A 12,510-nucleotide genomic window follows, 5' to 3' on the forward strand; every position below is an offset into this window, starting at 1 on the left:
CGATGGTATTTGTACATCATCGACCCGGAGGTCGGTTAAGAATGGAGGCGAGCCGACAGACAGTTGATTAGCACGATCCGGCCGGCACTCTGAAAAAATCAGCCGACATGGTATGTAGTGAAACGGAAGTACCAGACCTTTCACTTTGGAAGATCTATAAAAAGAACGTGTAGAAGCAATCGGAGTTCCATGAGCGAATCCGGCTCTTTTCCGCTCCGATAAATCTCCCATCCCAATACGTCTATTGCCTGCGGGTAGCGGTCTGCCAGAACGATGTCGCACGCTTGTCTAAAGGAGACCGCGACGCAGGTAAAACAGTGAGGAGATGGAAGACCATGAAGAACAACAGCAATGCTGAGAAGTCGATCGCGTTGGTGGTAGGCAGCCTCGTTTGAGTATCGTCCGCATTGGCCCGGACGCTTCCGAAAAGCGGCGTCGTCGAAGCGACCTACACGGCGGCAGGTTCAGATGTGAGGGACATCAGCGTTACCGGCGACGACGCTGTCTACCTGTTCGAATCGACGCTATTGCTAGCTAACAATCCTGTTTCGCCGTAATGCAGAACGTCATCGCGCGCTGTGCAGAGGTCGGCTTGAGCGGGGCGACTGCTACCGGTTACTGCGTATACGCGGACAAGGACGGCGATAAGTTCATTGAGTCATTTACATATCAGGTTGGCGAGACAAAAGGAAAGAGTACGCTTGGGTCCGGTACTGGGAAATATTCTCACCTCCTTGCTGACGGCTGGAATGAGCGGCGGTGCGACGAAAGAAGTGGAGGATTGAAAATGAGCGACCAGGGTAGTAAGGACGCGGACTCCCACCAATGTTCCCATGATCACCACACGAATCCGGACGCTTCTGCGCCTGAAGGCCATGCCGGGCACGAGCACGATAATGTCCATGCGACTCCCACCACGGCCGCGCCATTGAAGGATCCGGTGTGCGGCATGACGATTACAGGAGCATCGCAATTCCATAGCGAACACGATGGAGTCCAGTACTTCTTTTGCAGTGAGTCGTGCCGGAGGAAGTTTCAGGCTGAGCCTCAGAAGTACGTTGCGCCCGCACCCGTGAAAGTGGCAGCCGCCCCAGAAGGCACCATTTACACGTGCCCGATGCACCCCGAAATTCGCCAGGACCACCCGGGCAATTGCCCAAAATGCGGCATGGCTCTGGAGCCCGTCATTCCAGGGTTGGACGAGCAAGAGAATCCTGAGTTCGTTGACTTCCGCCATCGCTTCTGGTGGACGCTGCCACTGACGGCTGTGGTGTTCTTTTTGGCCATGTTTGGGCATCTCTTCGGCTGGATGAAAGCGTCTACCCAGAGTTGGGTGGAATGGGTTCTCTCCACTCCCGTTGTCCTCTGGGCTGGCCTGCCGTTCTTTCAGCGCTGCGTGCAGTCATTCATCAATCGCAGCCCCAACATGTGGACGTTGATTGGGCTGGGCACTGGCGCTGCCTATCTCTACAGCGTCATCGCGACGGTTGCGCCTGATGTCTTTCCGGCGACCTTCACGGCCCACGGGCGAATAGGGGTGTACTTCGAAGCTGCGGCGGTCATCATCTCGTTGACGCTGGTCGGACAGCTACTGGAATTGAGAGCGCGCTCGCAGACTTCGGCTGCTATCAAATCGCTGCTCGGCCTTGCACCGAAGACCGCCCGGCGTATCAACCAGGACGGCAGCGAGGAAGATGTGCCACTCGTCCACGTACATGTTGGCGACCTGCTTCGAGTCCGGCCTGGCGAAAAGGTGCCGGTCGACGGCGTTGTGACCGAAGGTTCGAGCGCGCTGGATGAGTCGATGATTACCGGCGAGCCGATTCCAGTGACCAGGCGTGTTGGCGACCACGTGATCGGCGCCACGATGAACACCTCGGGGAGCCTCGTCATCAAATCGGAGAAAGTCGGCTCTCAAACGGTTTTGTCCCAAATCGTTCAGATGGTTGCTCAGGCACAACGCTCAAAGGCACCGATGCAGAGGATGGCCGACAAGGTAGCGGGAGTCTTTGTTCTGGCGGTGATTGGTATTTCACTACTCACCTTCTTCGTCTGGGGCTTCTTCGGCCCTCAGCCGAGCTGGGTGTATGGTCTTGTCAACGCGGTGGCCGTCCTCATCATTGCTTGTCCGTGCGCTCTTGGCCTTGCAACCCCAATGTCCATCATGGTGGCGAGTGGCAAAGGTGCATCGAACGGTGTGCTGTTTCGTGATGCTGCGGCGATCGAGCATCTGCGCAAAGTCGATACGCTAATCGTTGACAAGACTGGCACCCTGACAGAGGGGCGACCGACGTTCGAGCGCGGTATCGGGACAAACGGTTTCGCGGAAGACGAAGTGCTCCGGTTGGCGGCAAGCCTGGACCAGGGCAGCGAGCATCCTCTTGCGGCAACTATCGTCGAGGCGGCTCGTCGGCGAGGTCTTGCACTCGAGAAGGCGGAGCAGTTCGAGTCCGGAAGCGGCATTGGGGTGCGAGGCATTGTTGGAGGCAGGAAACTCGCACTCGGCAACACGGCATTAATGCAAGCGGAGGGGATTGCGACGGCCGCTCTGGCCAGCGATGGTGACGCGTTACGCGCCGAGGGCGCCAGCGTGATGTACCTGGCCGTTGACGGAGAGCTCGCAGGGATTCTCGCGTTATCGGATCCAGTGAAGGCGACTACGCCGGAAGCGGTTGCCAGGCTCAAGGAAGAAGGCATCCACGTCGTGATGGCTACAGGCGACGGCGTTGCGACGGCGAAGGCCGTGGCCGCCAAACTGGGCATCGAGGAATTCCATGGGGAGGTAAAGCCGGCCGATAAGCTGGCTTTGGTGTCGAAACTCCAACAGGACGGCAAGGTCGTCGCGATGGCCGGCGACGGAATCAATGATGCGCCGGCACTCGCCAAGGCCGATGTGGGCATTGCGATGGGAACAGGTACGGATGTCGCCATGAGCAGCGCTCAGGTTACCCTGGTGAAGGGCGATTTGCGCGGCATTGCCCGCGCCAGAAGATTGTCCGAGGCAACCATCCGGAACATGAAGCAAAACCTCGGCTTTGCGTTCGTCTACAACGCGTTGGGCGTTCCCCTGGCCGCGGGGGTGCTGTACGCCCCGACGGGCATGCTGCTGTCGCCCATGGTTGCCGCACTAGCGATGAGCCTCAGCTCCGCATCGGTGGTCGCAAACGCATTGCGCCTCAGGAAGGTGGAGATTTGATGCTTCATCCGCCTAAGACAAAGCTTGTTGCGCCGCAACACCGTAAAGTCCGGACGGCGATGCCGCCGATTGTTGACAGGGGCTAAAGACGAAAGGGCTGGAACTCGAGCAAATATCGACATGGCGCCGCCCGGCTTTTGAGCCGGGCCGCCGCCATGTGCCGCGTTGGCTTACGCGATCGATGGAATGCGCAGTCAGACCGTCGGTCTACTGCAAGGTGCGGTCCAGGGCCGCTTCAGGTCCCGACCGGACGGATCGACAGCGCGTTCTTGACCGAAGTTACGCCGGGTACCCCTTTTGCCACCTCGGTTGCCCGATCGCTCTGTGCCTGAAGCGGTACGCTGCCCTGAAGCGTCACAGCACCGTCGCGGGCGCGAACCGTAATATTGGACGTCGAGATGCTCCTATCTCTCACCAGCGCATTTCGAACCTGACGTTGTAGCGCCCGGTTCGCTGCTTTCATCGACTTGTAATGCGAGCGGGCCTCGGGCGTCGTGGTCGGGGCAGACTCAGGCGCGTTAGCGTTGCTCGCCTGCGCAAAGGCGTGAATCGAACCCGAAATCAGAAGGGCGGTACTGACCAGTCTGACGGCGTGGATTGCTTTCATGCATCTTCTCCTGTCGTTGCAGATCGTTGGGCTACAGACTCAGATATATCGCACCGCGGCCCCGCAATGTTTCCGGGGCGGATCAACTGGCACTATAGGACAATAAAGGGTTAGGTCAAGAAACAATGCAAATCCGGCCAATTGCGCGGACAAGCGACGATTTAGAATACTTCAAATTATGCTGGCGCTCTAATTCCGCTGATAGGATTGCAAATCAAAACTAGGGATTAGTTTTTTTCCGCCTTTAATCATGGATTGCCAATGCCTGATTGACATATTTGGCCATCGACGATGCTGAGACGCCGTCCATGGTGAAGTAGGCAATTCGTCCATGGTCGCAGCCCCGTGCTCGCGGCCGCGATCAGAACAACTGTTGCTGCCCCGACATCAGCGTCGTGAAATCGTCGCGCAGCAACGGCAGAATCGCGTCGGCGACCGGCTGTAATTGCCGTGTCACATAGTGCTCGTAGTCGATCGCCGAGCGCAGCGTTTCGAGCGGCTCGGGGCCGGCCACCGTAATCACGTAGCTGATCCAGCCGCCGTTCTGATATTGCAGCGGACGTCCCTGCTGGCGATTGAACTCATCGGCGACGCGTGCCGCGCGCACATGCGGCGGCACGTTGCGCTCGTAGGCGTCGATCGGTCTGCGCAGCTGCTTGCGATAAACGAGCTGATCGTCGAGCCGGCCCGCGAGCGTATCGCGCACGTAGTCGCGCACGTAATCCTGATACGGCTGCTGCTTGAAGATGCGCCGATACAGTTCCTGCTGAAACTGCTGCGCAAGCGGCGTCCAATCGGTGCGCACGGTTTCGAGACCTTTGTAGACCACGTCCTCGCGCCCGTCAGCCAGTACCGTAAGGCCTGCGTAGCGTTTCTTGCTACCTTCCTCGGCACCGCGCACCGTCGGCATGAAAAAGCGCCGGTAGTGCCGCTCGAATTGCAGTTCCAACGCACTGTCGATACCGAAGCGCGCCTGCAGCTTCTGCCGCCACGCTGCATTGATATGTTCGACCAGCGCGCGGCCGATGCGCGCGGCCTCTTCCTCGTCGTGCGCGTGCCTGAGCCAGACGAAGGTCGAGTCGGTGTCGCCGTAGATCACTTCGTAGCCTTGCGCCTCGATCAGCTCGCGCGTCGTGTGCATGATCTCGTGGCCGCGCATCGTGATCGACGACGCCAGCCGCGGATCGAAGAAGCGGCAGCCGGTCGAGCCGAGCACGCCATAGAACGCGTTCATGATGATCTTCAGCGCCTGCGACAGCGGCTTGTTGTGCTCGCGCTTGGCGGCTTCGCGTGCCTGCCAGACCTGCGCGACGATCGACGGCAAGCAGTGACGGGTGCGTGAGAAGCGCGCGCCGAGAAAGCCCGGCACCGAGTGCGCGTCGTCGGGATGCAGCATGCCTTCGACGAGGCCGAGCGGGTCGATCAGAAACGTGCGAATGATCGACGGGTACAGGCTCTTGTAGTCGAGCACGAGCACCGAATCGTAGAGGCCGGGCCGCGAATCCATCACGAAGCCGCCGGGGCTTGCCGCGCCGGCCACGTCGCCGAGATTCGGCGCGACATAGCCTTGCCGATGCATGCGCGGCATGTACAGATGCGTGAATGCCGCGACCGAGCCGCCGCTGCGATCGGCGGGCAGGCCGGTCACGGTCGCGCGTTCGAGCAGGAACGGCAGCAGCTCGGTCTTCGCGAAGATGCGCGTGACGAGCTCGCAGTCCTTCAGGTTGTAGCGCGCGAGCGCGGGCTTGTCTTCGTCGAAGCGGCGTTGGATTTCGTCCATGCGCTGATACGGATTGTCGATCGCCTTGCCTTCGCCCAGCACCGAACGCGACACGTATTCGAGGCTGAACGACGGAAAGCTCCACGTCGCCGAACGCAATGCCTCGATGCCGTCGATGACCCAACGGCCCGCCACGCCCGCGAAAAAGTGATTGCGCGTGACACCGTGTTCGCGCCACTCCATCACCGCGCCGCCGCGGCCGATGCGCAGCGGCACGCGATACTGCTCGGCATGCTGTTGCAGCACCTTCAGATCGAACTGCACCAGGTTCCAGCCGATGATCGCATCGGGATCGTGCCGCTCCATCCACTCGATCAGTTTTTCGAGCAGTTGCGCGCGCGTTTCGCAGTATTCGAGCTTGAAGTCGAGCGCGTCGGCAGCGTTGCCGTTCGGCGGCCCGAGCATATACACCTGCCGCTCGCCGCAGCCTTCGAGCGCGATCGAATAAAGCTCGGCATGCGCGCTCGTTTCGATGTCGAGCGATACGAGCTTCAACGGCGGACGATATCCGTTGGCCGGTTTGAGCTCGCCATCGAGCGAGGGGCCATGGTTCTGCGGCACGCCGCTGAACCACACCGGCGCGGTGATGAAGCGCTCCATCATGTAGCGCTCGGGGGGCTGGATATCGGCTTCGTAGACATCGACGCCGCCTTCTCGGAGGCGCTTCTCGAAGCCCTTCAATTGCCGGTATTGCGCACAGTAAAGCCCGCTGACCGGCCGATGCTGGAAGTCGTGCAATTCGAGCGGACGCAGATCGAGCGGCCCGTCGCGGCGCAGGATCGTTTCGGCGCGTTCGCGATGTTCGGCCGGAATGAAGGCTACCGACGGCTGAGGGCGCAGACGGATGTGGCGCGGCCCGCTGTCCGTCGCCAGCCAGAACTCGATTTCCGTGCCGGCGGGGGTGTCCCGCCAATGCCGGGTCAAAATGAAACCCTGCTCGAACTCAGTCAAACTTCCACCTTTTAAGCGGCGCAATTGCCTTGCGCGATTTTACCGCCGCGGGCAGTGACTTTGAGCGGGCAAAGAAAAGGGCGCTTCGCATTGAAGCGCCCCAACCAGCACGGCTTTGTTTGTTCGAAGCCGGTTCAGTTCGCTCCCGGTCGCTCAGGCTTCGAGCGCCAGCGTCGCGAACGTGGCGAGCCAGTGCTCGCCCATGTAGTCGCCGGCCACATGCGGCAGCGCGCAGCGCAGATGCCGCTCGGCCGCGTCGAACAGCACGGTGCGACGCACGTCGCCTGCGGGCAGTGCACGCGCGAGCGCACGCTGGCACCACGCGCGGCTCAGATTGAGGCCGTCCAGATGCGCAATCTTGCCGTCGCTGCGATCGGTAACGGTGACGGGCTCGAACAGCGTCGCCGGCTTTTTCGCGCCGAGGTCCGGCAGGAAGCGTCCGAACCAGTCGGCGAACTGCGCGGACGGCAACACGCGCCGCATCAGCTCCGCTTCCATCAGCGACGGCGACAGGAACTCATCGCCGGCCGGCTCCCACGCCTGACACGCGACGTCGTCCAGATACCAGCGCTCGGCGGTGCTGACGATCAGCGCCTCGAGCGATTCGCGCGAGGTATGCCGCGCGAAATCGAGTGTCAGTGCCAGTGCGAACGCCATGTTGAAGTGCGTGCCGACGCGCAGCGGATAGGTCGCTTTAGGCAGGAACTCCTCGAAACGTTCGACGAAGGTCTCGGTGAGCGGCGCGAACGTCTTCGACCAGCGCGCGGCTTCGGAGATTTTCATCGACTGCAGCTGCGCGCTGAGCGCGAGCAGCCACGCCCAGCCATACGGCCGCTCGAAGCCGCGGTTGTGCGGCAGGTCCAGATACGCGAGTTCGCCGGCGACCTTCGCCTCGGTGAAATGCTCGTCGACCACCGCGACGATGCGCGCGGCCTCGGGCAGATCCGGGAAGCGTTCGAGCAGATGCAGGATCAACCAGTAGCCGTGCACACACGAATGCCAGTCGTAGCTACCGTAGAAGATCGGATGCAAGGCGCGCGGCCCCAGCACGTCTTGCGGTCCTGCGAGCGAGTGCGTGAGCTTGTTCGGGTATTCGCGCGTGAGATGAGCGAGCGCGACATTGGCGAATTTCGACGCGAATTCGCGGGTGAGCTGGGTGGTCATCGACGGCTCCTCGGAAGCGGGATACGAACAGGTACAACAGTATGGTGTTGGCGATCAGCAATAGTAAAGCGGTCGGCTATTGCGCCTCGATCACGCCGATCGCACCGAGTATCGCCGGGTTGCAGTTGAACTGATGCACGATCGGCGGCGCGTGCCCGAAGCGCTCAGCCCGTGTTGATTCCCTCCGACGTCAACTGCCGCAACTGCTCCAGCAGCTTGACCGCCGGACTCGGCAGGATGCCCTGGCGCCGCCGGAACGCGGTCAACGTGCGCCGCCCGACCACACCCGGCACGCCGAGCGTATCGAACACGCCGGCTTTGCTTTCGGTCACGTACATCGTCGACGCCATCCAGCTCAGAAAGCCCGAACGCGGGACCAGGCTCTTCAGCGCCGTGACCGAGCGCGTTTCGACGACGACGTTCGGCAGACCCAGCCCGCGCTCGGCAAACACGCTCTGCATGTGCTCGAACGGCCCGGTGCCGCGCGGCGGAATCGCCCAGCGCTCGCCCAGCGTGTCGGCGAGCGTGAGGTCGGGCTTGCCGCGCAGCGGATGATCGAGCGCGGCGACCACGTAGCTCGCATCTTCCCAGCGGCAATCGGCGATCGCGGTGATCTCGTCGGTGTCGGGCACGGCCATGCTGAGCGCGAGATCGATCTGACGTTTGACGAGCGCATCGGCGAGCCGGTCCCACACCCCCTCGATGATCTCAACGCGCAGGTTCGGCCACTTCGTCAACACGCCGCTGACCGCGAGCGGCAACAACAGGCTCGCGATGCTGCCCACCGCGCCGACGCGGATCGTGCCGCGTGCGAGGCCGCGCATTGCGTCGATTTCCTCGCGCGCCTGTTCGGCTTCGCGTTGCAACAGGATGGCGTGCGGCAGCAGTGCTTCGCCGACCGCGGTCAGATGCATGCCGCGCGAGTGCCGCTCGAACAGTGGCGCGCCGACCTGTTCCTCGAGACGGCGGATGGTCCGGCTCAGCGCCGGCTGTGTGATGTGCAGCGCTTCGGCGGCGCGTCCGAGGCTGCCGCTCTCGACGATCACTGCGAACGCCTGCAGTTGTTGAAGGTTGTAAGTCATGCCGAAAGGTAATGCCTTTTAGCGAATTAGGCAATTTTCGGTTACCCCAGTGGCCGTGATAATGGCCTGTCGATTTTTCGCGCTCATCACACAGGAGACCTCGCATGACAGGCAGCGCGCCGCAGCACAAGCCAGCACACACAAAAGAGCAGGGCAGCCAATGGACCGTACGCGACGCGGTCATCGACTTCGCGCGCCGCGTCGGCATGACGTCGATCTTCGCGAACCCCGGCTCGACCGAGCTGCCGATGTTCCGCGATTTCCCCGCTGATTTCCGCTATGTGCTCGGTCTTCAGGAAGCTGTCGTGGTCGGCATGGCCGACGGCTACGCGCAGGCCACCGGCAACGCGGCGCTCGTGAACCTGCATTCGGCGGCGGGCGTCGGCAACGCGATGGGCAATATCTTCACCGCGTTTCGCAACCGCACGCCGCTCGTCGTCACCGCGGGTCAGCAGGCCCGCTCGATCCTGCCGTTCGATCCGTTCCTCGCCGCGACCCAGGCGACCGAATTGCCGAAGCCCTACGTGAAATGGAGCATAGAGCCGGCCCGCGCGCAGGACGTGCCGCTCGCGATCGCGCGCGCGTACGCGATCGCGATGCAGGAGCCGCGCGGCCCGGTGTTCGTATCGATCCCCGCCGACGACTGGGATCAGCCGGCCGAGCGGGTGGCCGATCGCGAGGTCGCGCACATCATGCGTCCCGATCCGGCGATGCTGGAGCGCATCGGCGCGGTGCTCGATGCGTGCGAGCGGCCCGCATTCGTGGTCGGCGGCGCGGTCGATCGCGCGGGTGCGGCGGCGGAAGTCGTCCGGCTCGCGGAGCGGCATGCCGCGCGCGTCTACGTCGCACCGATGACCGGGCGTTGCAGCTTCCCCGAAACGCATCGGCTGTTCGCGGGCTTTTTGCCGGCGATGCGCGAGCGCATCGTCGAGATGCTCGGCGCGCACGACGCGATCTTCGTGATCGGCGCGCCCGCCTTCACGTATCACGTCGAAGGCAGCGGTCCGCATGTGCCGCCGGGCTCGCGGCTGTGCCAGTTGATCGACGATCCGGGCGTCGCGGCATGGACGCCGCAAGGCATCGCCGCGGTCGGCAACATGCGGCTCGGTGTGCAGGACCTGCTTGCGCGCGCCGCGCCCAGAGCGCGCGAGTTGCCCGCGCCGCGCGCCGTGGCGCCGCGTGCGCTGCCGCCGGCGCCAGGCGAGCGGATGTCGGTCGCATTCGCGTTGCAAACACTCGCCGAAGTGCGCGATCCCGATGGCATCGTCGTCGAGGAAGCGCCGAGCTCGCGCCCCGTCATGCAGACCTATCTGCCGATCGCGCGCCCCGGCACTTTCATGACGATGGACAGCGGCGGCCTCGGCTACGGCATGCCTGCGGCGGTCGGCGTCGCGCTTGCGCGGCCGGGCGAGCGCGTGATCGCGCTGATCGGCGACGGTTCGAGCATGTACTCGATCCAGGCGATCTGGAGCGCGGTGCAGATGCAGTTGTCGATCACGTACGTGATCCTGAACAACACGCGCTACGCGGCGCTGCAGGATTTCGCGCCGGTGTTCGGCTTCGCGCCGAACGAGACCGTGCAGGGCACGGATCTGCCGGGGCTCGACTTCGTGACGATCGCGGCGGGCATGGGATGCCCTGGCGTGCGCGTCAGCGAGGCGGCTGAGCTTGCTGGCGTGTTGCGTCGCGCGTTGACCGACGCTGACGGGAAAAGCGGTCCCACGCTCGTCGAGGCGATCGTCGCGTAACGGCATTTCCGATTCACGAAACGAAGAGAGTCCTACGATGAAAAACGTATCGATGCTGGTCGGCGGCGAGCAGTTACAGGCGCGCAACGGCGCGACCTTCGAGCGCCGCAATCCGCTCGACGGCGAAGTCGCGTCGCGCGCGCCGGCCGCAACCGTCGAAGATGCCGTCGCCGCCGTCGATGCGGCCGCTGCCGCCTTTCCGGTGTGGTCCGCGCTCGGGCCGAGCGAGCGCCGCGCGCTGCTGACGAAGGCCGCGCACGCGCTCGAAGCGAAGGCCGACGCGTTCGCCGCCGCAATGGCCGCCGAGACCGGCGCATCGGGCATCTGGGCCGGCTTCAACGTGCATCTCGCGGCGGCCGGGCTGATCGAAGCGGCTGCGCTGACTACGCAGATCGCGGGCGAACTGATTCCGTCCGACGTCCCGGGCAGTCTCGCGATGGGCGTGCGCCAGCCCGCGGGCGTCGTGCTCGGCATCGCGCCGTGGAACGCGCCGGTGATTCTGGCGGTGCGCGCGATCGCGCTGCCGCTCGCATGCGGCAACACGGTCGTGCTGAAGGGCTCGGAGATATGCCCGGCGACACATGGCCTGATCATCGAGGCGATGCAGCAGGCGGGTCTGCCGCGCGGCACCGTGAACTTCGTGACCAATGCGCCCGCCGACGCCGCACGCATCGTCGACGCGATGATCGAACACCCAGCCGTGCGGCGCGTGAACTTCACGGGCTCGACGCGCGTGGGCCGCCTGATCGCCGAAACCTGCGCGCGCAATCTGAAGCCCTCGGTGCTCGAACTCGGCGGCAAGGCGCCGCTCGTCGTGCTCGACGACGCCGATATCGGCGCTGCCGTCGATGCGGCCGTGTTCGGCGCGTTCGCCAATTCCGGGCAAATCTGCATGTCGACCGAGCGGATCATCGTCGACGACAGCATCGCCGATGCGTTTGTCGAACGGCTCGCCGCGCGTGCGCGCGCGTTGCCGCTCGGCGATCCGCGCGAGAGGCCGGTCGTGCTCGGCTCGGTCGTCGACATGAGCACCGTCGAGCGCTGCAATGCGCTGATCGACGACGCGCTCGCCAAAGGCGCGACGCTCGTGTGCGGCGGCAAGAGCGAAACCACGTTGATGCCCGCGACGCTGCTCGATCGCGTGACGCCGGACATGCGCATCTATCACGACGAATCGTTCGGCCCGGTCAAGCCGATCGTGCGCGTGCGCGGCGAAGAAGCCGCGATAGCGTGCGCGAACGACAACGAGTACGGCCTGTCGGCGGCGGTGTTCAGCCGTGACACGGCGCGCGCGCTGAACGTCGCCAAGCGCATCGAGTCGGGCATTTGTCACGTGAATGGTCCGACCGTGCACGACGAAGCGCAGATGCCGTTCGGCGGCGTGAAGGCGAGTGGCTTCGGCCGCTTCGGCGGCAAGGCGGGGATCGCGGAGTTCACCGATCTGCGCTGGGTCACGCTGCAAACGACGCCGCGTCACTATCCGTTCTAACGGACGACACCGAAAAATCGAACAACGCGCGCGCAGCGCAAACAACGGAGACATGTCGATGAATTACGTTCCTCCCGCTTCGGCCGCGCCCTCGGCCTCGACCGCGCGCGACGATGCGGCGCTCGCCGGCATTGCGCGCGGCGGCAACACGGTCGACATCGGTCATGCGCTCGACGACGGCCCCTATACGTTGCTGCAGAAAATCGCGGTGGTGCTCGCGGCGCTGTCGATCGTCGTCGATGGTTTCGACAGCCAGCTGATCGGCTTCGCGATTCCGATGCTGATCAAGGAGTGGGGCAACACGCGCAATGCGTTTGCGCCGGTGGTCGCGGCGGGGCTGATCGGCATGGGGATCGGCTCCGCGTTCGCGGGGCTGTTCGCCGATCGCTTCGGACGCCGCTGGGCCGTGATCGGCAGCGTGTTCGTGTTCGGTCTCGCGACCTGCGCGATCAGTCTGGCGCCGAACGTCGCGGCGATTGCGGCGCTACGCTTT

The 12,510-nt window shown here is 63.6% G+C and carries 8 protein-coding genes; 4 read left to right on the forward strand and 4 right to left on the reverse strand.

What is annotated here, in order from left to right; translation table 11 throughout:
- Window positions 1–787 precede the first annotated feature (787 nt).
- Window positions 788–3,196 (forward strand): heavy metal translocating P-type ATPase, encoded by a 2,409-nt coding sequence (locus tag AB3X89_RS06840; RefSeq protein ID WP_368582473.1) that lies wholly within the window; start codon window positions 788–790, stop codon window positions 3,194–3,196.
- A 235-nt stretch (window positions 3,197–3,431) separates the two neighbouring features.
- On the opposite strand, the gene AB3X89_RS06845 is transcribed toward AB3X89_RS06840, so the two are convergent.
- From AB3X89_RS06845 to AB3X89_RS06860, 4 genes are all read right to left on the reverse strand, one after another.
- A complete protein-coding gene (locus tag AB3X89_RS06845) occupies window positions 3,432–3,803 on the reverse strand; it encodes a BON domain-containing protein (protein WP_368582474.1) in 372 nt (123 codons plus the stop codon).
- Between the two features lie 361 nt (window positions 3,804–4,164).
- Entirely contained in the window at window positions 4,165–6,534 is a 2,370-nt protein-coding gene (locus AB3X89_RS06850; RefSeq protein WP_368582475.1) for a DNA polymerase II, read from the reverse strand.
- Window positions 6,535–6,687: 153 nt separating this feature from the next.
- A complete protein-coding gene (locus tag AB3X89_RS06855) occupies window positions 6,688–7,698 on the reverse strand; it encodes a DUF2891 domain-containing protein (RefSeq protein WP_368582476.1) in 1,011 nt (336 codons plus the stop codon).
- Window positions 7,699–7,862: 164 nt separating this feature from the next.
- A complete protein-coding gene (locus tag AB3X89_RS06860) occupies window positions 7,863–8,780 on the reverse strand; it encodes a LysR family transcriptional regulator (RefSeq protein ID WP_368582477.1) in 918 nt (305 codons plus the stop codon).
- Between the two features lie 104 nt (window positions 8,781–8,884).
- Here AB3X89_RS06860 and mdlC point away from each other — a divergent pair, with 104 nt between their 5' ends.
- From mdlC to AB3X89_RS06875, 3 genes are all read left to right on the forward strand, one after another.
- Entirely contained in the window at window positions 8,885–10,528 is a 1,644-nt protein-coding gene (mdlC, locus tag AB3X89_RS06865) for a benzoylformate decarboxylase (RefSeq protein ID WP_368582478.1), read from the forward strand.
- 37 nt (window positions 10,529–10,565) lie between these two features.
- Window positions 10,566–12,017, forward strand: a complete 1,452-nt coding sequence (locus AB3X89_RS06870) for an aldehyde dehydrogenase (protein ID WP_368582479.1) — start codon at window positions 10,566–10,568, stop codon at window positions 12,015–12,017.
- A 58-nt stretch (window positions 12,018–12,075) separates the two neighbouring features.
- Window positions 12,076–12,510 (forward strand): MFS transporter (locus AB3X89_RS06875; RefSeq protein WP_368582480.1); only part of this gene is annotated, 435 nt, incomplete at its 3' end.

Origin of the sequence: Paraburkholderia sp. BR14320 (assembly GCF_040948665.1) — a bacterium.
Lineage (GTDB): Bacteria > Pseudomonadota > Gammaproteobacteria > Burkholderiales > Burkholderiaceae > Paraburkholderia > Paraburkholderia youngii.

Excerpts from the sequence above, each read along its gene's own strand:
- AB3X89_RS06860 (WP_368582477.1), bottom strand. The coding sequence starts at position 8,780 with ATGACTTACAACCTTCAACAACTGCAGGCGTTCGCAGTGATCGTCGAG.
- AB3X89_RS06870 (WP_368582479.1), top strand. The coding sequence starts at position 10,566 with ATGAAAAACGTATCGATGCTGGTCGGCGGCGAGCAGTTACAGGCGCGC.
- AB3X89_RS06855 (WP_368582476.1), bottom strand. The coding sequence starts at position 7,698 with ATGACCACCCAGCTCACCCGCGAATTCGCGTCGAAATTCGCCAATGTC.
- AB3X89_RS06840 (WP_368582473.1), top strand. The coding sequence starts at position 788 with ATGAGCGACCAGGGTAGTAAGGACGCGGACTCCCACCAATGTTCCCAT.
- mdlC (WP_368582478.1), top strand. The coding sequence starts at position 8,885 with ATGACAGGCAGCGCGCCGCAGCACAAGCCAGCACACACAAAAGAGCAG.
- AB3X89_RS06845 (WP_368582474.1), bottom strand. The coding sequence starts at position 3,803 with ATGAAAGCAATCCACGCCGTCAGACTGGTCAGTACCGCCCTTCTGATT.